General features: G+C 54.2%; 17 protein-coding genes and 1 pseudogene. 9 read left to right on the forward strand and 9 right to left on the reverse strand.

Annotated elements, in window-relative coordinates; translation table 11 throughout:
• Nucleotides 1-2: 2 nt before the first annotated feature.
• Both traD and mobH read right to left on the reverse strand, forming a co-directional pair.
• A complete protein-coding gene (gene traD / locus A3OW_RS0111195) occupies nucleotides 3-1829 on the reverse strand; it encodes a conjugative transfer system coupling protein TraD (protein ID WP_020563529.1) in 1827 nt (608 codons plus the stop codon).
• Nucleotides 1826-4354, reverse strand: coding sequence for a MobH family relaxase (mobH, locus tag A3OW_RS0111200; RefSeq protein WP_020563530.1), 2529 nt, complete (start codon nucleotides 4352-4354; stop codon nucleotides 1826-1828). The genes traD and mobH overlap by 4 nt, the downstream gene beginning before the upstream one ends.
• On the opposite strand from mobH, the gene A3OW_RS0111205 reads away from it, so the two are divergent.
• Nucleotides 4329-4949, forward strand: coding sequence for a hypothetical protein (locus A3OW_RS0111205; RefSeq protein WP_232422370.1), 621 nt, complete (start codon nucleotides 4329-4331; stop codon nucleotides 4947-4949). The two genes, mobH and A3OW_RS0111205, sit on opposite strands and share 26 nt — an antisense overlap.
• Before the next feature lie 7 nt (nucleotides 4950-4956).
• Nucleotides 4957-5868, forward strand: coding sequence for a plasmid replication initiator TrfA (gene trfA / locus A3OW_RS0111210; protein WP_157385876.1), 912 nt, complete (start codon nucleotides 4957-4959; stop codon nucleotides 5866-5868).
• 391 nt (nucleotides 5869-6259) lie between these two features.
• On the opposite strand, the gene mobI is transcribed toward trfA, so the two are convergent.
• Nucleotides 6260-6754 carry a conjugative transfer protein MobI(A/C) gene (gene mobI / locus A3OW_RS0111215; protein WP_026223511.1) on the reverse strand — a complete coding sequence of 165 codons (495 nt, stop codon included), beginning with the start codon at nucleotides 6752-6754 and terminating at the stop codon, nucleotides 6260-6262.
• A gap of 477 nt (nucleotides 6755-7231) precedes the next feature.
• Between mobI and A3OW_RS0111220 the strand changes: the two genes are divergently transcribed.
• The gene (locus tag A3OW_RS0111220) at nucleotides 7232-8230 is read left to right on the forward strand and encodes a conjugal transfer protein TraF (RefSeq protein ID WP_020563534.1); all 999 of its coding nucleotides are present in this window, start codon (nucleotides 7232-7234) and stop codon (nucleotides 8228-8230) included.
• Nucleotides 8231-8322: 92 nt separating this feature from the next.
• A pseudogene (locus tag A3OW_RS29235) lies at nucleotides 8323-8427 on the forward strand (conjugal transfer protein TraH); the annotation flags it as partial.
• Nucleotides 8428-8444: 17 nt separating this feature from the next.
• Here the strand turns inward: A3OW_RS29235 and A3OW_RS27125 are convergent.
• Nucleotides 8445-9558, reverse strand: a protein-coding gene (locus A3OW_RS27125; protein ID WP_085984322.1) for an IS630 family transposase whose coding sequence is annotated in 2 segments (ribosomal slippage) — nucleotides 8445-9132 and nucleotides 9131-9558 — 1116 coding nt in all. Because the reading frame shifts where the segments join, the coding sequence is not laid out codon by codon here.
• Nucleotides 9559-9647: 89 nt separating this feature from the next.
• Between A3OW_RS27125 and A3OW_RS25980 the strand changes: the two genes are divergently transcribed.
• Nucleotides 9648-10877, forward strand: coding sequence for a conjugal transfer protein TraH (locus tag A3OW_RS25980; protein WP_020563535.1), 1230 nt, complete (start codon nucleotides 9648-9650; stop codon nucleotides 10875-10877).
• Between the two features lie 36 nt (nucleotides 10878-10913).
• A complete protein-coding gene (locus A3OW_RS0111240; protein WP_020563536.1) occupies nucleotides 10914-14111 on the forward strand; it encodes a conjugal transfer protein TraG N-terminal domain-containing protein in 3198 nt (1065 codons plus the stop codon).
• Between the two features lie 22 nt (nucleotides 14112-14133).
• On the opposite strand, the gene A3OW_RS28605 is transcribed toward A3OW_RS0111240, so the two are convergent.
• Entirely contained in the window at nucleotides 14134-14457 is a 324-nt protein-coding gene (locus A3OW_RS28605; protein ID WP_232422371.1) for a hypothetical protein, read from the reverse strand.
• 610 nt (nucleotides 14458-15067) lie between these two features.
• Here A3OW_RS28605 and A3OW_RS27840 point away from each other — a divergent pair.
• The 3 genes from A3OW_RS27840 to A3OW_RS0111260 all read left to right on the forward strand — a co-directional run bounded on the left by A3OW_RS27840 (nucleotide 15068) and on the right by A3OW_RS0111260 (nucleotide 16518).
• Nucleotides 15068-15475 (forward strand): ATP-binding cassette domain-containing protein, encoded by a 408-nt coding sequence (locus A3OW_RS27840; RefSeq protein ID WP_020563539.1) that lies wholly within the window; start codon nucleotides 15068-15070, stop codon nucleotides 15473-15475.
• A 61-nt stretch (nucleotides 15476-15536) separates the two neighbouring features.
• Nucleotides 15537-15740 (forward strand): P-loop NTPase family protein, encoded by a 204-nt coding sequence (locus A3OW_RS28860; RefSeq protein WP_269746763.1) that lies wholly within the window; start codon nucleotides 15537-15539, stop codon nucleotides 15738-15740.
• Nucleotides 15727-16518 (forward strand): ABC transporter permease, encoded by a 792-nt coding sequence (locus A3OW_RS0111260; protein WP_020563541.1) that lies wholly within the window; start codon nucleotides 15727-15729, stop codon nucleotides 16516-16518. The genes A3OW_RS28860 and A3OW_RS0111260 overlap by 14 nt, the downstream gene beginning before the upstream one ends.
• 120 nt (nucleotides 16519-16638) lie before the next feature.
• Here the strand turns inward: A3OW_RS0111260 and A3OW_RS0111265 are convergent, their stop codons facing one another.
• From A3OW_RS0111265 to metE, 4 genes are all read right to left on the reverse strand, one after another.
• A complete protein-coding gene (locus A3OW_RS0111265; RefSeq protein WP_020563542.1) occupies nucleotides 16639-18069 on the reverse strand; it encodes a DUF6513 domain-containing protein in 1431 nt (476 codons plus the stop codon).
• A 38-nt stretch (nucleotides 18070-18107) separates the two neighbouring features.
• Nucleotides 18108-18881 (reverse strand): methylenetetrahydrofolate reductase, encoded by a 774-nt coding sequence (locus tag A3OW_RS0111270; RefSeq protein WP_020563543.1) that lies wholly within the window; start codon nucleotides 18879-18881, stop codon nucleotides 18108-18110.
• Nucleotides 18881-20554, reverse strand: a complete 1674-nt coding sequence (locus A3OW_RS0111275) for a formate--tetrahydrofolate ligase (protein ID WP_020563544.1) — start codon at nucleotides 20552-20554, stop codon at nucleotides 18881-18883. Before A3OW_RS0111275 ends, A3OW_RS0111270 begins: the two co-directional genes overlap by 1 nt.
• 94 nt (nucleotides 20555-20648) lie before the next feature.
• Nucleotides 20649-22940: a 5-methyltetrahydropteroyltriglutamate--homocysteine S-methyltransferase gene (gene metE, locus A3OW_RS0111280; RefSeq protein ID WP_020563545.1), complete on the reverse strand. Its 2292-nt coding sequence runs from the start codon at nucleotides 22938-22940 to the stop codon at nucleotides 20649-20651.
• Nucleotides 22941-22980: the final 40 nt, after the last annotated feature.

Consider the following 22980-nt stretch of genomic DNA (forward strand, 5'->3'; position numbering starts at 1 on the left):
GTTCAATCCTTGCCGGTAACAAGAGTTGAACGCAGCACCGGCAGTCGACCTTTAACGATCCGCCCGCCCGACAATTTGGCGATGTAATGCAGGTCAGGGAGTTGCCCCAACAATTGCGGCGCAAACAAATCACCCTCCTCTTCCATTAATCGTTCACCGACATTGCCGGAAAATACCGTGGGATTGGTCGCGCTGGTAGCCACACCCTGGGTGCGCATGATGTATTTCAGCCGGGTTTTGGGCAGGTTGTCGGTAATGTACTGCTGGGTTTCGCTATCCATGATGCGCAGGGCGATCAGATTATTGACGTTGCCGAGGACCTGCCGGGCTTTATCCTGGGAGCCCGTACGCGCTGCAAAGTCGGCAAAAGTCTGGGTGGCAATGAACAGCCGTATCTTGGCGCCGCGGCCTTTGTTCAAGACTTGAATGAAGGGATCGTTGATGACTTCGGCGGCTTCGTCGACAAACACATTCACCGGTCTTTCCGAGACGCCATAGTTGTAGCGATCGCCCGCAACGGCGGCAAGATCGGCCAGCAGAATCGAGCCGATGGCGCTGCCGACCAACCCATCCGATAACGAATCCAGACCGATATACGCCACTTGGGCCTTTTCGATGATATGTCCGGTATTGGTAATGGGGCGAAGATCATCCACATCATTCGGATTGGGCGACAGCAGAGGTCCCAAAGGGCCCGATGTCAGCATATTCATGATCGGAATCAAGGAAGCCACCATCTTGCTGAAATGGGTGCGGTCGTGTTCGAATAACGACAACAAGCCTTCCAGATCCAGATTGGCCGCTTGCTGTTGTACAACCTCCCGATAAAAGCGCACCAGACCGGCGGCTTTGGAGTCGATGTCCTTGGCCGCTTTCAAATAGGGTCTGGCCTCCCGCCGCCAATCGCCTAGACAGGTGTCGTAATAGCGTTCCAACGCTTGAATGACCAAGGTGGAAGGACCGCCTTCCAAATAACGGCGCAGCTTGGCTAAAGTCGGCCTTTCCTCAATCACCAGAAGGCCTTGGATCACGTTATCCAGTGACTTCTGGCCGAATGCCTTGAAGGGATCCGTGGTCGTCTCGCCCGGGGAAATGGCGGTAATGCGGCTGGCAATTTCCGAAGGACGGTTGAAATTGTGCAAGGGATCCAGGCGCACGCTGTCCTCCGGGAAGGCCGGATGAAAATAGACAAAGCGATCGGGGCGCTGTGCCAGTTGACAGGCCCGCTTGGCCGATGCCATCAGGTCCTTGTCGCCTTTGGGATCGATGATGATCACCGCTTCGCCACGCAGCACCGCCTGCGTCACCAGCAAATCAAACGCCCGCGTCTTGCCGGCGCCGGTGGTGCCGACGATCAAGGTATGGCCGGCCGTATGTTGAAGTGGCTGCCGGACATCGCTTTCCGAAATTTCAAGCCCATGAATCCAGGCGGAGCCCATGCGTTGATGATCGGTCGGAATGAGCGTGGACACATCGCGTTTGAGAATTTCGTAAGCCAACTGAGCATGGCTTTGCGCCCAATCAAAACCCCAGCCGAACCATAACTCTTCCGGATGACGTTTCACGAATCGCTTGAGCTTGTCGGCGTCCAGATACTGAAACCGGAATTGTCGAAGGCGTCTTTTGCGAACCCAGAGACTCATCGCGGGCGGCAATCTCCACAATATCATGAGGCCGCACACCCCCATCAGCCAGTCGAAAGGCTCATGCGGCAAACCCGACCAGCGGTTGACCCCAAAGGCCATGATGGCACCGCCGAGCCATCCCGCAATCGCAATGACTTCGAAGAGAGGCCGCCAGGGAAACTGATAATCGTAATCGGACTTCATGGACCGACTCTGACTTTGAAGCCACCGTCATCGTTTCGGAAATCCGGGTGGCTGGCCATCTCGCGTAACAAAGTGCTGCGCTTGAGTCCGGGATGCTGTTGCAGACACTGAACGATGTCAGACTCCTCAACAATGCACCAATCTTTGTCTGCAGGACTCGCATTTGAAACCGGCCTGGATTGTCGCAATTGGTCGATCAAGGCCATGACTGCTTGACTACCCGATGGCGTGCTGTGAGCCCCCTTCGTCGCGGAAGACTGGGTCGAAACGGTATCGACAGCGGACTTTTGCTTCGATGGCTTTTGGGTAATGAATGGCTCAGTCGCAGATTGCGGTTTGGATTGGGAATATGTCTCGGGTTTGGTTTGCGCCGGTTTTACGGGAAGCACTCTGGACGGCCGGATTTCTGCAGGCACCGGATTATCAGCAATCGAGGCTTTGTTGAGGTCAAGCTGCTCCCCTGACTTTTCAGGCTTGATCGGCAAAGGTTTTATCTTTTTGTCCTTAACAGGTGTTCGTTCAGCAATTTTCGGGGCTTGTTCCGTTGCAACGGCTGGCGAGCCGGGTACCTGAATGAGCTGTTTCAGAATGCCGCTGGGTTCCTCGGCCAACAGCACCCCCCGAACCTGATTGATCACCTGTACCTTACGCATGGGAGAAAGAACATCGGTCACCAGCCAACCTTTCTCTTCCAGGGTCTTGATAAAAAGGTTTTGCTCGACATGGAGTTTTTGCGCCGTGTCCGGAAACGGCAATAACCATTTTCCCTGAGCCTCCAACAGAGCGACGCTCCACTGTAAATTTCCCGAGTTTATTTCGTCAGCCAGTTGAATGAGCCATTCTCCAGCCAAACCGTGGGCATGTAGCCAATTTCTAGCTGCATCGACACTGTCGACTTTAAACAGAGGGGTGACTGTTCCTACGTTGCTTGCCTCGGGAGTGAGTGAGATGTTTGGACGTTTAATTTTTTTCGATATCCCGGCCTTTTCTATGGGCTGTAAGGCTGGTTTAGAAATAGCTGTATCAGCGTTTATCGATTCCACTCTGGCAGTCGGGTTTAACGGCGTGTCACTCATTTCATCCTTATTCAACTGATCTTGGTATTCCGGAAGGACCCGCTGATCAGGCGCCGTCGCAATTCCCGGGTTGCTGGCAAGCGTGTCATTCTGCTCTTGATTGATTCCCATGGCCGACGTGGCCATCGAGCCATCAGCTCCCAAAGATGTTGCCATCGGTGCACTCGGTTGAGCCTCTTCTGTCCCTCCTGGTTTGGCTTGTTCCGACTCGGCTTTAACGGCTGACTGGAGGTCTTCCTCGACTTCGATCCCTTCGATGGCAACCGGCGGCTCATTGCTATAAATCAATTCCGTTGAAGCCAGACGCAGCATGTACAAGACCACATCCAATCCCGGAGGCTGCATGCGCCAATAACGATAATGCCGGCCATCAGGCAAGGTCTTCGGAATTGCCAGGCCGCGCTCGATCAAAATATCGGCCAAGGTATCTTCATCGCGCGGAATGCCGGGGACTTTGTCCTTGGCGAGCAGGTCAACGATATCCTGAGCGCCGGTCCGCCAGACAATATGAATGCCTTCCTTGAACCGCCAGATGCGCGCTCCCTTTTCATTGGCGAGCCAGTGCCCCGACTTGATCAAGCGCCGCATGGCATCGAACAGGTATTTTTCAACCGGCATTCCCATCGCCGAATCGACGGTATGATAATGCGCTTTCAAGTCCCGCTCGACGCTCTTCCGATCCGCCGCCATGACCAGTTCATATAATTTCGCACCGCGGTCCAGGCCGTGGATGGCTTCCAGCATCGCCTGCATGATGTCGGGGCCTGGCGCCAACAGATAAGTCCTCGAAGCCCGGGTGAGTACCCGCTCGATCACCAGGGCGGAGAACTGTTCATGGCGCTTGTGGCGGTTTTCCCGCCAGCGCAAAAAATAACGGTCGATGCCATGTTGAGATGCCCAGTCGGTGAGATTTTCTTCACAGGGATTCCAGAGTTGCTTACCCTCTCTGTCAACGACCGCGATATCGGAAACCGGTTTACCGATGTCATGCAGCAAACCCGCAAAACACACCGCCAGGCGCCAACGCAGCTCTTGCGCTTTGCGTTCACGCGGCGTGGCATGGGTCGCAAACAAACAGCCTTGCGCGGCCTGTGTTGCCCAATGCGCCACTTCCAAGCCATGCCGGAACAGACCGCCGGCGCCGCGATGATGGTGCGACTCTGAAGCCGGCAACAGATGGCTGAAGGCTGCATAACACGCAATGACGGGAGCCGCAATGGTCTGATACAGATCGTCCGGCAAGGACAGCGCATGTTCGATCGCTTTGATCAGCTCGACCTGGCTTGACAGGATGCGCTCGACCGGCGCCGCCGGCAGCCCTTTCATGAACGGCGGATAACGCGGAATCTCCTCTTCGGGCGCTGGCGACTGAACGGTTGATAACGCCAGACGTTGGCCCAACAGACGGTTCCCCAAGCGGTTGATGAAGCCAGTGTTAATTTTTCCCATAACGGCTCATCGTGGCAAACATCTGGGCGGCATGCCTGACAAAAGATGTCCAAAAGCCCAATCTTTTACGGTATCGCAATGGTTGATTGCTTCTACGGTGATGATTTTTTCAAATCACCCCGGAGCCACCATGAAATCGAAATTCCTGCCCTCTTTCCTCCTCATTAACTCACTGTTGAGCACGGGTTGCGCCCATCATGCCCCGTCGGCAGAGGTGAGCGAGACTGTGATCGCGTCGCTGTTACCCAAAGCCTCATTTGAGCTGCCTTGGCGTCTGGATCATGCCTGGCAAGGTGGTGAGATTGGTGGCGCGGCGTTACGGGCGGCGTCGATTGAGCATGTGGTCCGGCAGGTCGACAACCCCATTTCGGTTTCGTCATACGGATCAGACTTAGCGCCAAATAAACATGGCATCGACAACAAAGCTGTTACACCTTCAAGCCCAAGTGACAAGGAGGCCGTCGAACGTGCCTGGCGGAAGTATTGTCATCACCAACTCGACATGACAGCAGAGGACCACACTCTCATCGACCGCACGCCGGTTCCTAAGTCCATCCTGAAACAAGGCTGCAACCCTAAGAGCCTGTTGAAGTGAGGCGATCATGGAAAACAGTCGTATCCCCGCAAGCCCATCAGAAATGAACGGTCAACACTCGGACCCCATCAACCCCAACGATCTTTCCGCCCGATTCGAACAATTGGTCAAACGCAAAAAAGCTCAGCTGCGCGTTGTCGAACCACTGACGGCGATTCCCAGTTGGCCGACAACGATGCGAGGTACCCCCAATGCCTGTTTACGTAGTGCCTTGTTTGCCGGCATCCAGGGCAAAGAACGCATTGCCTACAAAAAACGTACCCTGCTGGCGTCGGTCGACGGTATCGAAGTCCGGTTTCTGGGCATACAGCTGATCCAGTCGGATCTGGATGTCTGGATGCAAATCGTGCATTTGTCCAGGCAACAGTTACCGGGATTCAGCGTCACCTTCAGCGCCCATGCCTTGCTGACCGCACTCGACAAAGGCACCGGCAAAAGCCAGCACGAATGGCTGAAAGAATCGATGGCTCGATTGGGCGGGGCCTTTGTCGAGATCACCTTCCAGGGCCGTGACAGCTTTGGTGAAAAAGGCTTTCTACGATATTACCGGGACGAGACGAGCCAACGCTACATTGTCGAGCTGACCGAATCGATGCTCCGACTGTTTGAAGACGGCTACACGCACATTCAATTCGAGCAGCGGCACAAATTGCGCAAACAGCCGCTGGCACTGTGGCTGCATGGATTTTTGTCTTCCCATGCCACGCCTTATCCGCTTAAGATCGACACGCTCCATCGTTTGAGCGGCAGCAGCACAACCAACCTTCGGGACTTCAAGCTGAGATTGCGTAAAGCTTTAGACGCCCTAGTTGTCATTGGAGCGATCGAAAGTTTTTTGATCGCCGAGGATGCGGTCAAGATCAAAAAGAACCCTACCCCGAGCCAACAACGCCACCTCATCAGCAAACATCATGGATGATAAGCACGGCATACGGCTGACGCACTTTCGGGTCGTCCAATGTGCCTGTGATACGGCATTCGGCCGACGCCGACACGGCATTAGACTGACAGTGGCACGGCATTCGACCAACGGGATAACGGCATTCGGCTGACACCCCACGGCATTGGACCGACGCCAAGCACGGCATTCGACTGACGTTGGGCACGGCATTAGACTGACGCCAAGTACAATTTTGGAATTCGCTACAGCCCCTGTCTGGCGTGGCTTACAGACATTTTGAAGACGCCCAAAATCCCCACCCTAATCTTTTTATAATCTTTATTTAATCTAAATAATAAGGCAGACAGGCTGTGGATATCTGTACGGTGCGACCCGAGCACGAAATAACATCAGTAACACTCAGGTATTTTCAATCAAGGATTTGATCAGTAGGCCTGTCAAAGCCTGATCGTGTGGCCTTGCGATAGCCCTGTACCGCATCCCGAACTTTCCCCAGCAAATCGATCTGCTTGCGAATGTCGGCAAATTCGGTTTCCAGCTCTTCAATCAGCACCGCCTCCCATTCGGGTTCTCCTTGCAAAAGACGCCCCATGGGGTAATGATAACCGGGTCCTTTTTTGAGATAGTGGGCGATGGGTTTGGTTTGGCCCTGCTGGCGAATCATCGCCATCCGAAACCATTCGATGCTGAAAGATAGGCAAGTTTCCCGACGGCGAATCCGCACCCCAATCCGGGCCTTTTCCGATCCCGCATGCCGGTTTTGCTCCGCTTTCAGGCGCCGCCAATAATCATCGACCAACACCTTGGCCTCTGCGTAAAGCTGATCCACTTTCGTCTCAACCCAGCCGAGCACGTCTTCTTCCGACAGCATGGATGGGTTCATAGCAGCTTGTTCGTTACTCATTCAAGATCCCTAATACTTAACTACAGGAATTTAGGCCTTAAATCCCTAGGGGATTTAAGGGGCCAACGATGGCGTTTCCGGCGTTCATCCAGCAACCAAAACGACTTTCATGTCTATCGGTATTTTGAAGATTCCATCCCTATTGCATTAGGGATTTTGAGGGTCATTAAAGCGAATTATTGATCGGATAATCCCAATTAGATCTATTCGATCACTCATCCCTATCTGGAATCCGGCCATCCATTCGGCATGAAATATTGTCATCGCCATCCCTAATTTCATAGGGATTTAACTTCGTCACCCCCAATAGAGACGCCAGGTCTTACTCGTGATTTTAGGAGAGGTTCCAATCGGCTCTTTGCAATAAATCAATCAGGGTGCGATCTTTTACGGCAGCTCCGTTCATGTTGCCTACCTCCACCACCGCAAAACATAACGCTTTCAGGAATCTTTTGCAGGCTGGGTGGGAGTGGCCTGATGGAGAATTCGGCTATGAACCGAAACTCTGCCGTATTGATCGTGTTGACCCTGTTGTTCCAGGACTATGCTGCCTGGGGCGCTGATATCGATGAGCCCGGCGTTTCCTATTTCACGGACAAACAGCGCGGCTGGTTTTGGTATGAAGTCCAGCCGGAACCGGTGTTGAAACGCAAACCCGAACCGCCCCAACCGCCTCCGAGTTTGCCCGCGATCACCGCTGAACTACCCTCAAAGCCGATCTCCCCGACAGAACCAGAACCCTTCACCTCGGCCTGGCTGCGCAAAAACATGGAGACGTATCTCAACAAGGCCATTGATGAGCCGACGCATGAAAACGTCGCGGCGTTTTACTACCTGCAACGGGTGATGATGGACAAGGCCGAACGGTTTACCAACACGGCTCGCTATGTGGTAATGTCCGATCCCCAGCTGGACGAAACCGTCCGGCGTCCGGTCGCGACCTATGCCGCCAATGAAGCCAATCATCAGGCCAGTGTGATGGCGGATCGCGCATTGAAGGCCATCGCAGGCCAAGCCGGGATTTTGTTTTTCTTCCGCTCCGATTGCCCTTATTGTCATGTCCAGGCGCCGGTTCTGAATATGCTGGAGAAGGCTTACGGTTTTAAGATCTATCCGGTCTCGCTGGATGGCCGGCCGATGCCGAATGACCTGTTTGGGAGCTTCAAGCTCGATCAAGGCCAGGCCGCCATGCTGGGCGTTGAACAAACGCCTGCCCTATTTCTGATGAAACCACCCCGGCAAATCGTGCCGCTCTCGCAGGGTGCGTTGTCGCTGGAGGAACTGACCAGCCGCATCCTGCTGGCAGCCAAGGAATCGGATTGGCTGGATGCGACACAGTTCGAAACCATCCAGGGCATCCGTTCCACACCGCGGCTATTACCGACTTCGAGTAGTATCAGCTCAGCCACCCTGCAAGACCCGCTGTCATTGATTCAAGCGCTGCAACACAGTGCTCAAGACGGGAGAATTCCATGATCAGCCCCATGAATAAACGAGTCCTATTGTTTCTTCTGCTGACACTGAGTTCGATGTCCGCTGATGCCGATTTGCAGCAGGAAATGGATAGCATGTTCGGTACGATGACCAATTACACCGCGCCGACGGCGCATCTGGGGCAACGCCGGGGCGTGATTACTGGCGGCAGTCTGGTGGCCCGTAACGGCATCACCAATACGAATCTAGTAGTCAGTCACGAAGAAACACAAGGATACAGGCGAGCCAGTTTACGTCGTGCCTGTTGCGTCGTAAATCGCCAATTGACGGGCGTCGCCTTGGTGTTGCGCGGTAGGATATTGGCTTCGACCTCACGCCGGAGGCTCTCTGTGTCCGGTATCCGCTGTGATAAACACATGTTCGACAAGACGGCCAGTTCGATCTCAGCGATGTTTAGCCAACTGCCATGCTTGGGCGTGTAGTGGAACTCCAGCCGTCGCGCCAATTCACGGGCTTGCTCTGCTGGAAAGGCTTCATACAAAGACGCCATTTTATGGGTATTCAGATTGTCCAGCACCACCCGGATCACCGCCGCGTCCGGATAAAGTTCAGCGATATGCTTCATGCTGTGCGCGAATTCGATTTTGGTCCGCCGCGCGGTGATGTCCACCTGCCGAAAACCGCGTTTAGGTTCGCAGATCATCATCAAATCGCAGACGCCTTTCCGTTCATAGCCGGTGTCATAGCGGGCCGGTTGACCGGGCTCAGGCGGGAGAGGTTGGCGGACTTCCGCAATGAGTTGCTTCGGACTTTCGTCGAAACACACAACCGGGCGTAACGGATCGTAGGGTTCTTCATAAAGGTCCAGCACGTCTTCCATCGCCGCGACAAATTCAGCACTCACCTCGGGAATGCACCACTCTTGCTTCTGCCAGGGTTTGAGAGTGTTTTTTTAAAAGCTGACGGATGGTTTCATAGCTGCAACGGTCGGCATACGCTAATTCCACCACTTTGTCCGCCAACAACCGCAAGGTCCAGTGATCATGCCCTGTCGGCGCCTCACTACAAGCCAAGGCGATAATATGGGCGGCCTGCTTCTCCGTCAGTTTTGGGGCACGTCCTGGACGGGGGCGTTCTTTCAGGGCGGCTTCCGGGCCTTCTTCCACACACCGTTGGCGCGTCGTCAACACCATTGATTCCGAGACACCCAAAGCTTGGATAATGTCTTTATCCTGAATACCCGCTGCCGCTTTTAATAAAATTCGCGCGCGTGTCAGATGGCGTGCCGCGGCTTTTCCTTTGTTGATCATGGCTTCCAAGCCACGCTTTTCGTCTTCAGTCAGATTGACTTTGTATTTAAGAGCTGGCATTGCTTGACCTCAATCAGTAACCATCAATGCCACTATAGAGTGACTTACAAGCCCAATATATCCTTTTGATTTAAATTGACTGACTACTAGTGTCTTTCGTACCGCCTTCGTTCAGCGCCGGCTGCGGAGGAATCGATCTGTTCGCCGGCAGCTTCAGCTTCATCAATTACAATCAGTTCGTGCAACTGCTGCGGAATATCGCGGCCAATGCCGCCGGCTATGCGTTTCAACTGGCGATCGGGGCAATGTGTCCGTGGTGCGCTTCGGTGATGACCGACCTGCAAAAGAAAATCCAGGAGTTGAACCAGATGTTCAGCAACTCCTGTCGACTGGCGCAGGGCATGGTCAACGATACCGTCAAGGCGTTCGATCTGCAAAGTAAAACCAACCTATCCAATGTCTCATTCACCCAGGGCATCAGCGATGTCTTTTCGAGTTGGACCAACACCAGTACGCTGGGCGATCCGGTACAGCAGATCAAACAAAACGCGCCCAATGACATGGCGCAAAAAATCCAGGGCAATCTGGTCTGGCGGGCGTTGACCAATCAGAATGCCGGCGCCTGGTTCCGCTTCGGCGGCAATAGTCTGTTGGAGGCGGCGATGAGCATCTCCGGCACCGTCATTGTCGATGCCCCCCAAGCCGCTCCAGACGGCAAGGGCGAAAACAATCCGGTGAGTGCGCCCCCCTCCATTCTTCGCATCAAGGACCTGATCTACGGCAGCGATGCCGGCAACAGTTATCAAACCGTCAAATTGTACAGCTGTTCGGATGGCCATGGCGCCGACCAGTGCCTGAAACCGGTGGTTCAGAACGTCAATCTGGTCGGCCTCAAACAACGGGTGATGGAGATCCTGCTGGGCTCGGCCAGCAACAGCAATGGCCTGATCGTTAAATTCTCGACCAACCAGGGCCAAATCACCGCCACCGAACAGGCTTTCATGCAAACCGTACCGGATGCCATCGGCGGCATGATCCACAATCTGGCCCGTGAAGACGCCGGGATTGCCAAGCTCTGGGCCGAAGAAGCCGCGCCGGTGATCGCCTTGGAACTGGCGCAACTGATCGTCAACGATTTACTGAGTGCGGTACAGACGGCCGCGCAAATCAACGATCATGCCTATGCCAAGCTGCTGATGGATGCCCTGAAGGACGCTCGCGCACAGATCCAGGACGAATATGTCACGATCGCCGGTCGTTACGGCAACCCGCAAACCCTGATGGCGTTTTATCAGCAACTGATGAATACCGTCAAACCGCGGCAATATGGCAGTGTGGCTCAGCTCCCGGCTTCCGCACCGGCGTGGCCGAACCCTTAGCCATTCCGTTCTCAGCCCTTTCAAGTCAGGTCTCCTATGTTCGAAATCTTCTCCGTCGGCGATTCTGCCTACCTGCAAGCCGTGTTAAATGCGGTCGCGATGATCTCCGGAACCGGCGATTACCGCACCGCCGCCGGTGTAGGCGGTTTGATCGGCGTGATCATCATCATGCTGCGGGCTTTACTGCAATGGGATGGTCGGGGCATTCGCTATCAGGATCTGTTTTTGGCGTATGTCTTGTGGCTGATGCTGTATGCGCCCGCCGTCAAGGTCGCGATTGAAGATGCCTATACCGGCAGTGTGGTCGTGGTCGACCACGTGCCGTTGGGACCGGCCGTCGTCGGCAGCGTCATGTCGAACATGGGGTATCGGTCGACCCGCCTGTTCGAACAGGCCTTTGCCCTGCCCTCGATGACCGGCCATGGTTTTGCCGATAGTTTGCAAACCTTGACCGCGGTTCGGAGGAACCTGCTTTCCCGGGTCGGCTTGGGCGCCGCCAATGCTCCCAATGCCGGCAGCGACATGGAAACCTCCTTTGCCAATTATGTCCGGGAATGCACCCTGACCGGGGTGGACTTGAATCTGAAATCGGTCGACGCCATTTTACGCGATGCCGATCCCCTCAATGCGCTTCGGTTCGACTCCGACATCTACATGACCCAAATCTATGTCGGTGGCCAGCCGCAAACCAAAACCTGCACCGATGCCTGGGCGGATTTGGGCGTGGTCGCAAATGGCGCTTTCGCTACCTCCCTGGAAAATCTGTTGCAGCAAACCTTGGGTGTCGTCGCCGCAAGCGATACCGTGCCGAAAATTCAGGAGGCCTTTGATGCCTTGGCCGGCCCCGGCATCATTAATGCGGCCGATTATATGTTGATGTCGGCGATTATGCCGATGTTCGAAAAAGGCGTCATCGGCCGGCATGAGGATGCGATGCACTGGACCAAAGCCTCGATGATCGAACAAGCCATCCAGCAGCGCAATACCCAATGGGCGGCGGAGCAGACCTTGTTTTCCAGGATTGTCCGCCCGATGATGGCGTTTATCGAGGGCTTGAGCTATGCGATTGCGCCGATCATGGCGTTCGTGGTGCTGTTCGGCAGCGTGGGATTGCGGATGAACATCGGTTACTTTTCCATGCTGCTCTGGATTCAGTTATGGATGCCGATTCTCGCGGTGGTGAATTTGTTCATCAATATGTCGGCGGCCGGCAAAATGGCGGCGTTGACCTCAGCCAACTACAATCTGCCGTCGATGATGGGCATTTACCAGCTCGACATGGAATTACAGCAATGGCTGTCGATCGGCGGCATGTTGGCGGCCTCGACCCCGGCGATCACCTTGATGCTGATTTACCGCGGCGCCGTGACCGCCACGCATTTTCTGGGACGGATGGACGGCGGCGATTATGTCAACGAGAAAATCGCCACCCCGGATGTGGTCAGCCCCGGACCGCTATTGAACGCACAACCCCTGCATCAGTACAGCCCTCTGTCGGCGGTCACCCTGACCGGAAGCGACAAGGTCTTGCCGACCTTTTCCGCAGGGCGTGACCTAAACGCGGCCGTGGCGTCCGCCTATCAGGCGTCCGAACAAGCCACGAGCAGTTTCATGCACAACGTGTCGGCGACGGCATCAAAAACCCACAGTATCACCAGCGAGGCGTTTGACAGCCATTCCCTGGGCCAGCAGATCGCCAGCAGTTCGAGTCATACCGATGCCTATAACCGGCAGTACGGTGAAGGCTTCGCCAAGAAGCATACCGATACCGGGATTTCAGCGGATCACTTCTCGGCATTGGTGGCCGGCAGCGCGAATGCAGGCGCCAAATTGTCCGAAGAGGCCTTGGGCGCTGCCATTTCAGGCCGGTTACAGAACGATTTTAAAGTCGGCCAGGATAAGTCCGATTCGATCGCCGCGGATATTGCGCAAACGGTGACAGACAGCCAGGGTTATCAGGCGGGGCTTGCGAAAAGTTTAGCCCTGGACGCACAATCCGGCACCCGTAACGTGGCCTCCATGGGCTTGCAAAACCAATCGTTATCGTCGTTACAACACAGTGCATCCGATGCCGTTTCTGCGTCGGAAACCTATCAACAAACGGTCTCCGCCGGGCAACGCTTCGGAGCCCAGGCCAGCTTTGGCGCCGCGGAAACCGGCTTGAAACTGGCCAGTGACGGCGCATTAATGGAACGACTGGATCAAGCGCTGGATCAGTATGGCCTCCGCGGGGATGCACAGCGATTAGCTTCGCAATGGAAAGCGGCCGGTTGGCTGTCCGATAGCGACCAGGCCTATGCGGCGGCGGGCATGTCCTTGTTAACCGGCTTTTCCTCTCCCCGCTATCGAACCCTGGATAGGCAGCAGTCGCGGAGCGCGGAAATCGCGGGCTACCAGTTACTGGGTGATGCGTTTCATGCGCCCACATCCGATACTGACTGGAATTCAGGGAAAAACGAAAACCTGAAATCCCAGGCACCCGTCATGGGCGCAATCCAAACGCGGGTTGAACATGCAGACCTGGCTGATCCTCGACACGAAGCTGAAGCCGCTACTCACCAGGCACAGAGCCAAATCAACACCGCTCGTGGTCGGATGGCGGCGGGTCAGAAGTCGATTGCGGCCGATCATCAGCAGAACCTCGAGCGTTTGGATCAACAGACGAATACGGGGGTTGCCGAGATGAGGCAACTGAAAGCCGATCATTTTAGAACGGCAATTGCTTCAGCGGCGAACAACACTCCCTCAGCAGCGGAGTTTTCTTACAACATGCTGGGTGGTAGTATTTATAGCACGGCTAAGGATATTGAGGCCGCCGGAGCCGCCGGAAGTCTAGTTGTGAAACAATTTACAGACAGTTTTAAAGAAGCCCGTTCTAAAGGTAAAAACTATTGGGAGTCACTTAAATTTGCTGCATCGCAGTCATATCCTGGATTTGCTGAAGCAACAAATACTTGGGCAGATCAGCGGGTGAATGAAGTGGCCGACAGACTCACACCGACTCAACAAGCCTATTACCGAGCCGCTATGTTTGAAGCCTTTGCTGGAATTGCGATTGCTGGAGATAATAATGGCAATATGGGTGCAGCAAAACAACGGCTGCTTGCTGAAGAAGGTGAAACTGACGGCAACAATATCGCGAAGTTGTTAAGAAGTGCCGCCGGGCAGAACAGGGGCGATTTGATTGATCAAATTGGGAACTTTAATCGAGCCCAAGGGCGGATTAAAAGCTAACCATTCATCAATTGCGATTAAGTCAAACGTTGCATCCAAATAGCGCTCGCACACTGCCTACCATCACCCAGCGAATCAGCAAGAGCCCGGAAAACAGCAAAAGATAATTCATCAGATCCTGCCGAAAGTTGGCAGTAACAATGATGATTAAAACAAATGCCGACCAATAATAATTGCTCTCATGAGATAGTTTTGCTGCGAGGTGTTCTATGGATTGCACAAAAAATTCAGCCACAGCCATCAATCCAAACCCTATGGTTCCGAATACTGCAATAAGACTTAAATTATCTGGTAGCTTTGCCCACGCACAAATAGACCAGAGCAAACCAAAAATTAGCGTGGCCATTATCATCCATTTAAAAGCCACAAATGACAAACTGCGTATTTGAAAAGGTTTTATCAATCGCTGTAACCCGCAGGGAAACTTGCTGAAGGTCGTGCCGCAAAAGGGACAGATGGACCGTAACGGCTGGCCATAATAGCTGACTACCCGAGGCACCATAGTCCGGTTGCATGCTAGGCAATTGACAGTGCTATGCTGACCGGCAAAGCGGGATTGTACTGATGCAGCCTGCAGGGGCCTGGTTGATAGTTTGGAGCGGCTTGAAGGAGACGAGAACGAGAGCATGATGGGCCTCCAATAGAACTCAATGCTCTCTATGGTACGTCATTCAAACTCAGTTGCCAATACCTGTAATAACCTGTAAAACTCTGGATTTGAACCGGCGACATCAAAAATTAGTTAGAATAAAATCTAACATTGACAGGCAAAAGTCGAGCCTTTGCTGCCTGTCGCCCTAAGTCATCGAAAGTCTGCTCAACATCAGAAAGCAGACTCACGATGGTCGAGACAAATTGATGCTCTTCGTGTAGAGCCAGCCAGATGCTCTCTCCATAATAGATGAAGCCGTCCATCATTTATCGTCACGACTGATTCAATTTTGAACCTTTGCTTAATGTCTCCGATTATTCGCTTCGATCAGGTCACGGTCACTGCCCTGGACAAAATCATTCTGTCCAACATCAGCTTCGCTCTCTTGCCCGGACAGAAAGCTGCGTTATATGGCAAATCCGGCGCCGGCAAAAGCAGTGTGCTGAGAACCCTGATGGGTCTTCATGCCATACAATCTGGAACGGTTTATTTTCAGGGCGAACCCTTAACATCACTCTCTGTTCGGATAATCCGAAACTGCACCGCTTACATTGGTCAAGAACCGGTGCTGGGGGCTGAAAGCGTAAGAGAGGCCCTTCTATTACCTTTTCAATTTAAAGCCCATCGCCATCATCGGCCCACGGAAGCTCAACTGATGGCTGTTTTGCATCGACTGCAGCTACCTGCGGCTACCTGCGGCTATTTTAAATAGTAAAAGCAGCCGAATATCCGGCGGTGAAAAACAACGTATCGCCCTGGCACGCGGTCTATTATTGGATAAAAAAGTGTATTTGCTCGACGAGGTCACCAGTGCTCTGGACAGAGAAAGCAAACAGGCTGTTTTCGAGGTTTTCTCTGACCCCCAACTGACCGTGCTTTCTGTCAGTCACGATCCTGAGTGGATGGAACGCTGTGATATCGTTATTGAACTGGAAACCGGTATTCTGAACAAGATAGAGCGCCATGGAAACCCTTGATATTGCACTGCCGCAGATGGCGATCCTTTATGCCTTTTGTTTGATACCCTGGTTATTGCTCTGGCTGATCGGTTTGCGTCTAAGCCGGGATCTCGTCATCGGCATCGTGCGGATGACTATTCAGTTATCCCTGGTGGGAATCTATTTAAAAGCCCTTTTCAATCTTAACGATCCTTGGTTGAACGGACTATGGATACTGGTCATGTTGATTGTGGCGGATCTGAGTATTCTGCGGCGCGCTGGCGTTAAAGCGCGATATTTTGCGCTAGCCACCTTTACCGCAATAGGTTCAAGCATACTGTTCTCCACCGGCTATCTGGTAGCGCTGGTTATCCAACCGGCGCATTTTTACGAGGCCCGCTATGTCGTGCCTTTAGCCGGCATGATTCTCGGTAATTGTCTGCAAGGCAACGTCATTGCGTTGGAACGCTTCTATTCGGCTCTCCGCAAAAACGAAAATGAATATGCGACTTTTCTAATGCTCGGTGCCACACGCCGGGAAGCTGTTCGTCCTTATTTTCGAGAGGGCGTTAAAGCGGCGATCAACCCCACCCTGGCCAGTATGGCCACAATGGGCGTGGTTTCTTTGCCCGGCATGATGACGGGACAAATTCTCGGTGGAAGTGAGCCGTGGCTGGCGGTGAAATATCAAATCGCCATCATGATCTGTATTTTTACCAGCTCTACCATCGCCACCATCATCAACTTGAAACTCAGTCTGAATATCGCATTCAATGAGTTTGATGTGTTGAAGGATGAGGTTTTTGCGCGGCGTTGATAAGCTCATAGCGACCCCTTTCTGCCGTTCATCCTCGGTAGTAAGTTATGACTGATGTAGTTCAATTAGCAGCCATACTTTATTTATCCCGATGATGTTAAGTTTTGGATCAGACTGATTTTAGTTGTCAAGAATTGCAGGCGTGGGACAAGGCGACGCCGGCGAGGCTTTCAACGTGGTCCCTTGCGGCGTGTAGCAATTGGGATCGGCGGGCGCGTCTTCAGCGGTCCGGCCATGGATGCCCCAGGTCAACGGTTGATCCTGAGCGTAGCGCTTGCCGAGTTCCTGCGCTATTTGGGCTCTTGCCAATTCGACGCCCAGATAAAAAGCATGCCCGCCATCGTTCTCGACGCCCAAATGCGGATATAAGGCAAAAGGATCGTTGTCGGACCATAATCCGTCACGATTGAAGATGTGAATTCCTTCGGCTGTAATCATGATGCGAAAACTGGGGTCACGGATGGCGGCCTGTAATTCCTGTATTTCGGCCAGCGACAACGGAAACGGTGCCCGTTCATGCAGCGCCATTAGGCCATCATCAATATGCTTCGGCAATCGGTTGCTTTCCCGTGCGGCTAGCATGATGCGGCGAGCCAGATCGGCTTCCTTGATCGCCTTGCAGGCATGCTTGCTCACTTGCGTCGCCAGAATGTGGCGGACGTGCAGCTCCGAACAAATGCCCAACAGCATGCCGTTCATCCCGGCGGTATCGATATGAGTCAGTTCGGTGAGATTGCCCACGCCCATCATCATTTCCACGTCCGGATGCCGCCGCCGTACTTCGTGGTAGCGGACAATCGAGTCGGTAAAGCCAAAATGGATGGGGTCGAGGATGGGATCGACGATGAAGGCCCGGCCTTTGGCCTGCATTTTGGCGATCACGCGGTCAAGAGAATCCATATCGGCGTGCGGGGTGGAAATCAACACCGGCGTCGAGGCCACCTCATCCGCGATCCACAGCGTCTCTTCATTAAGACTCAACAGAAAATCGGCGCCGGCGCGTCCCGCCAGCAGCAGGTTCTCAGGATCGAGCGAATCGACGCTGACCAAAAAGCCTTCGCTCTTCAACGCCTTGATTGCGTCGGCCAAATGGGGAAACGGCGTCGCCGGCAAACACCCCAGGTCGATGACGTCCGCGCCGTCGCGCCGATAAGCCTCAGCGCGGCGAATGATGGCCGGGACATCAATGTGAGGCGCTTCGACAACCTCGCCGAAAATGCGCAGCTCATAGCGGCTTAAATCCGGGCGCTGCCGGGCTTTGCCAAAAAATTCGGGCAGATCGTTCAATTCCTCCGGCCCTCGCTCAACCGGTATTCCATAATGTTGGGACAGGGCTTCCAAATCGCCGCGGCAGCGGCCGGGAACCAGAATCCGGTCGGCGCCAAAGGTGTCGGTCAGGCGGCGTTGTATCATGTCGACTGTCATCAACGCCGCCACCGTAACGCCCAGCACATGGACGGTGTATTCAAACTCCGGCGCCATGTCTTCAATGGTCCGGCGCAATTGCTTTTCGGCCAATTTGCCGGTAAGGAACAGAATATGTTCAGTCATCTGTTACGCATGCTCAAAGACGACGCCACAGGCAACACTCAACCTGTTCCGGTTAAGGCGGTTGGACGCGTATTAGCCAAATTGATGCGTTCGAAATATTTTTTTAACTCCACCTTGATCGGCATGAAATACACATGCCAACCGTTCTCCGCCGCCGAGCCGATCAGCCGGTTGGCGAACTCGACATTCCAATCGTAATCGGGCCGGAAATGCTTGGGAAATTTGACATGATTCTTCACTTCCCAATAATTCTGCGAGGCCGACGTCACCACAGGGCTGATACCGATATAGGTTTCCAGGCCGTCCATGTGTTCGGCAAACAGTTCCACCAGCCGATGATCGTAGAACGGTTGCGAAAAAAAGCCGTTGGCGCCGGCATCGGCCTTGCGCTGGATATAATGGCATTCGTGTTGCATGCCTTGTCGATGCGGATCAAACCCGGCATAGATGTTCAGTTTTGGAAAGCGCCTGCGTACCGCCCGGATCAGGTCTACCACGTCGGTATTGCAATAGCTGCGTTTCAGGCCTTCCGGCGGATCGCCAGTCACCAGTAACACGTTGTCGAGCTGGTAATCCTCGATGATGCGATACAGCTCGCCGCTTTCGATCTTGAAATCCATGGCCCGGAAATGCGGAATAAACCGGTATTGGTTTCGATCGACATGTCTCGCCAGTTCCCAACTGCGCATATCGAAGCGCTGGATATCCGGTACGTTGATGATGTTAATGCAGTCATTCAGACTCTGCACAAACGCATATTGTTTTTCAAAGGCATCCAAGTTTCTGGGGACGATTTCAAACGAAATATTCATTAAAACAACCCACTGATCACGCCGTCGTCGCTGATGTCGATCCGTTCTGCGGCCGGAGCTTTCGGCAGGCCCGGCATGGTCATCATATCGCCGGCAATCGCGACGATGAAACCGGCACCGTTGGCGAGGCGTACTTCGCTAATTTCGACGGTGTGACCGCTCGGTGCACCCTTGTTGTTGGGATTGGTCGAAAACGACATCTGGGTTTTCGCCATGCAGATCGGGAAATGACCGTAGTTGGTCTGCAAGGCTTTAATCTCGCCCATGACCTTCGGGCTTGCGCTGACGCTGCCGGCACCGTATAGCTTGGTGGCGATGGCTTCGATCTTGTTCCACAGCGGCAGGTCATCGTCGTAAACGTAATTGAAGGCCGGCTCGCGGCTGTCGACGATGTTCAAAATTTCGCGTGCCAGTTCTTCCGCACCCGCCCCGCCGTGCGCCCAGTGTTTGGCGACCACACATTTCGCGCCCAAGGCCTCGCATTGAGTTTTGAGCAATTCGATTTCGGCGTCGGTGTCGAAGGTGAAATGATTAATGCTGACCACGCAAGGCAGGCCGTAGTGGCTTTGGATATTGTGTAAATGGCGCTCCAGATTGGCGAAGCCTTTTTTCAAGGCTGCCAGGTTTTCCTGATTCAATTCATCCTTGCCGACGCCGCCATGGAATTTCAGCGCCCGTACCGTAGCGACCAATACCACCGCCGACGGCTTCAGGCCGGACGTCCGGCATTTGATGTCCAGAAACTTCTCGGCTCCTAGATCGGCACCGAAGCCGGCTTCGGTGACCGCGTAATCGGCCAATTTCAACGCGGTTTTGGTGGCGGTGACGGTATTGCAGCCGTGGGCAATGTTAGCGAACGGGCCGCCGTGAATGATTGCCAGATTATTTTCCAGGGTTTGCACCAGATTGGGTTTGATGGCATCTTTCAGCACCGCCGCCATCGCGCCGTGGGCATTTAAATCTTTGGCGTAAACCGGCGTGACTTTATCGGATTTGTAACCGATGACGATACGCCCCAGTCGTTCTTTTAGATCGGCTCGGCTGGTGGCCAGGCACAGAATCGCCATCACTTCCGAAGCCACGACGATATCGAAGCCGTCCTCGCGCAGATAACCGTTGGCAGCGCCCCCCATGCCGACCACGATCTTGCGCAGAGCCCGATCGTTCATGTCGATGACGCGCTTCCATTGAATGCGGCGTGGGTCGATATCCAGTGCATTGCCATGGTTGATGTGGTTATCGATCAACGCCGATAACAAATTATGCGCAACGCCGATGGCATGAAAGTCACCGGTAAAATGCAGATTGATGTCTTCCATCGGCACCACTTGCGCATAACCGCCGCCGGCCGCGCCGCCTTTCACGCCGAAGCAAGGGCCGAGCGAGGGCTCGCGCAGACACATGATGGTTTTTTTACCGATGCGGTTCAAGGCGTCGCCGAGGCCAACCGTAGTGGTGGTTTTACCTTCGCCAGCCGGTGTCGGGCTGATCGCCGTGACCAGAATCAGCTTGCCGTCAGGTTTATCGGCGAGACTGTTCACATATTCCAATGAAATTTTGGCTTTGTAATGACCGTAAGGATCGAGATGTTCGGCAGGAATGCCGAATTTTTCGCCAGCCAAATCGATGATGGGGCGCATTTTGGCTTGTTGGGCGATTGCAATGTCTGACATGGACGCGTTCCAAAGGAAAAAGTTAAATCTGATTTTAAATCGGTGTTTGTGAAACCCCGGCACTTAGCCGGGGTGATTGATACCGGAATGCGCGTTAGCCTAACGAAGCGCGCAAGGTTTTAGCGGCGGCCACCATGTTGGTCAGCGCCGGTATCACCTCAGCCCACTGGCGGGTTTTCAGGCCGCAATCCGGATTGACCCACAGTTGTTCAGCGGGAATGCGCTCGGCGGCCTTGTGCATCAGCGCCACGATATGCTGTTCGCTTGGGATATTGGGCGAATGGATGTCGTACACGCCGGGGCCAATGCCGTTCGGGTAGTTGAAATGCTCGAAAGCATCCAGCAACTCCATGTCGGAACGCGAGGTCTCGATGGTGATGGCGTCGGCATCCATATCGGCGATGGCAGCGATGATGTCGTTGAACTCGGAATAGCACATGTGGGTGTGAATCTGTGTCTCATCCGCCACGCCGTTAGCCGTGATACGGAACGATTCCACCGCCCAATCCAGATACGCCTGCCATTGCGATTGGCGTAGCGGCAAGCCTTCGCGCAAGGCCGCCTCGTCGATTTGTATTACCTTAACGCCAGCCTTCTCCAAATCCAGCACTTCCTCGCGGATAGCCAGCGCCAGTTGCTTGCAAGTGACCGAGCGGGGTTGATCGTCGCGAACGAACGACCAATTCAGAATAGTCACTGGACCGGTCAGCATGCCTTTCATCGGTTTTTTGGTCAGCGACTGGGCGTAGCTGATCCATTCGACGGTCATCGCGTGCGGACGACTGATGTCGCCGAACAGGATGGGCGGTTTGACGCAACGCGAACCGTAAGATTGTACCCAGCCGCATTGACTGAACACATAGCCGTCAAGCTGCTCGCCGAAGTATTCCACCATGTCGTTGCGCTCGGCTTCGCCATGCACGAATACATCCAGACCCAGCGCTTCCTGTTCACGCACAGATCGAGCGATTTCGGCCTGCATGGCAGCTTTATAACCGGCTGCATCCAATTTTCCGGACTTGAATTGGCTACGTGCCAGGCGAATTTCCGAAGTCTGTGGAAACGAACCGATGGTCGTTGTGGGAAATTTGGGTAGTTTTAACAACGCGGCCTGCTTGAGCGCGCGTTGCGCATAAGGGCTCTGGCGCTGGCCTAGTTTTGCGTCGATCCTGGCCAGTGCGGCCTTGACCGCCGGATTGTTGACCCGCGATGAGTTGCGGCGTGCCTCGATGGCGGCGCGGTTGGCGTCCAGTTCGGCTTTGACCGCATCGCGCCCCCGGTTAAGTGCGGTTGCCAGCACCTGCAATTCGCCGAGTTTCTGCTTGGCAAAGGCCAGCCAGGATTTGATTTCTGCGTCGAGTTTCTGCTCGCTGTCCAGATCGACCGGCACGTGCAGCAGCGAGCACGACGGCGCAAGCCACAGGCGTTCGCCCAGTTGTTGCGCGATCGGTTCAAGCCAATCCAGCACGGCGTTGAGGTCGGTCTTCCAGATATTGCGGCCGTTGATCACTCCGAGTGACAACACCTTGTCCGTTGATAATTGATTAATCAGCGGCTCGATGTCATCGCGGCCGTTGACGGCATCGACATGCAGGCCGGCCACCGGTAAATTGGCAACGAGACTGCGGTTTTCCGCCAGTTGGCCAAAATAAGTCGCCAGCAACAATTTGATCCGGCAATCTTGCAAGTATTGATAGGCGGTGTCGAAAGCATTTTGCCACTCGGTATCCAGTTCGGTGACCAGAATCGGTTCATCGATCTGTACCCATTCAACGCCTTGAGCGGCGAGCGTTTCCAGCAATTCGGCGTAAACCGGCAGCAGTTTGGGCAACAGCGCGAGCTTGTTGGAATTGTCCTTGGCCTTGCCTAGCCAGAGGTAGGTGACTGGGCCGATAATCACCGGCTTGGCGATGACGCCCTGGGCCTTGGCTTCCTCCAGTTGTTCGAGCAAGCGAGAAGCATCCAGCTTGAATGCGGTGGCTGCGGTGAATTCGGGCACGATGTAGTGGTAGTTGGTATCGAACCATTTGGTCATTTCGCCGGCGGCTACGCCCCCGCAGCACTGAGCATCGCTGGCGGATTGCGCTGAACGGCCACGAGCGACGCGGAAGTAATTGTCCAGCGCATCGCCGTGGAAATCTTGCACCCGCTCCGGCAAATTGCCCAAGGTAAAGCTCATGTCCAGCACTTGGTCGTAAAAGGCGAAGTCGCCGACCGGCACCCAATCCAATCCGGATTGCAGTTGCCAATGACGTTGGCGTAACTGCTGGCCGAGGGCTTTCAGTTCGTCGCGCGACGACTCGCCTTTCCAGTAGGATTCTAAAGCAAACTTTAGCTCGCGCTTGGCGCCGATCCGGGGAAAACCTAAATTGTGAATTTTCGTCATGAGTAAGTCCTTTCTATTGAATGTTTGACACATAAAACAT

The sequence above is a fragment of the Methylosarcina fibrata AML-C10 genome (assembly GCF_000372865.1).
GTDB lineage: Bacteria > Pseudomonadota > Gammaproteobacteria > Methylococcales > Methylomonadaceae > Methylosarcina > Methylosarcina fibrata.

What these genes read in the sequence shown, in the direction of transcription:
- metE (WP_020563545.1), bottom strand. Translation starts at nt 22,940, where the DNA reads ATGACGAAAATTCACAATTTAGGTTTTCCCCGGATCGGCGCCAAGCGC.
- A3OW_RS28605 (WP_232422371.1), bottom strand. Translation starts at nt 14,457, where the DNA reads ATGGCCACGCTAATTTTTGGTTTGCTCTGGTCTATTTGTGCGTGGGCA.
- A3OW_RS0111240 (WP_020563536.1), top strand. Translation starts at nt 10,914, where the DNA reads ATGTTCGAAATCTTCTCCGTCGGCGATTCTGCCTACCTGCAAGCCGTG.
- A3OW_RS0111260 (WP_020563541.1), top strand. Translation starts at nt 15,727, where the DNA reads ATGGAAACCCTTGATATTGCACTGCCGCAGATGGCGATCCTTTATGCC.
- mobH (WP_020563530.1), bottom strand. Translation starts at nt 4,354, where the DNA reads ATGGGAAAAATTAACACTGGCTTCATCAACCGCTTGGGGAACCGTCTG.
- A3OW_RS0111270 (WP_020563543.1), bottom strand. Translation starts at nt 18,881, where the DNA reads ATGAATATTTCGTTTGAAATCGTCCCCAGAAACTTGGATGCCTTTGAA.
- A3OW_RS0111275 (WP_020563544.1), bottom strand. Translation starts at nt 20,554, where the DNA reads ATGTCAGACATTGCAATCGCCCAACAAGCCAAAATGCGCCCCATCATC.
- traD (WP_020563529.1), bottom strand. Translation starts at nt 1,829, where the DNA reads ATGAAGTCCGATTACGATTATCAGTTTCCCTGGCGGCCTCTCTTCGAA.
- trfA (WP_157385876.1), top strand. Translation starts at nt 4,957, where the DNA reads ATGGAAAACAGTCGTATCCCCGCAAGCCCATCAGAAATGAACGGTCAA.
- A3OW_RS0111220 (WP_020563534.1), top strand. Translation starts at nt 7,232, where the DNA reads ATGGAGAATTCGGCTATGAACCGAAACTCTGCCGTATTGATCGTGTTG.
- A3OW_RS0111205 (WP_232422370.1), top strand. Translation starts at nt 4,329, where the DNA reads ATGAAGCCAGTGTTAATTTTTCCCATAACGGCTCATCGTGGCAAACAT.
- A3OW_RS0111265 (WP_020563542.1), bottom strand. Translation starts at nt 18,069, where the DNA reads ATGACTGAACATATTCTGTTCCTTACCGGCAAATTGGCCGAAAAGCAA.
- A3OW_RS27840 (WP_020563539.1), top strand. Translation starts at nt 15,068, where the DNA reads ATGTCTCCGATTATTCGCTTCGATCAGGTCACGGTCACTGCCCTGGAC.
- mobI (WP_026223511.1), bottom strand. Translation starts at nt 6,754, where the DNA reads ATGAGTAACGAACAAGCTGCTATGAACCCATCCATGCTGTCGGAAGAA.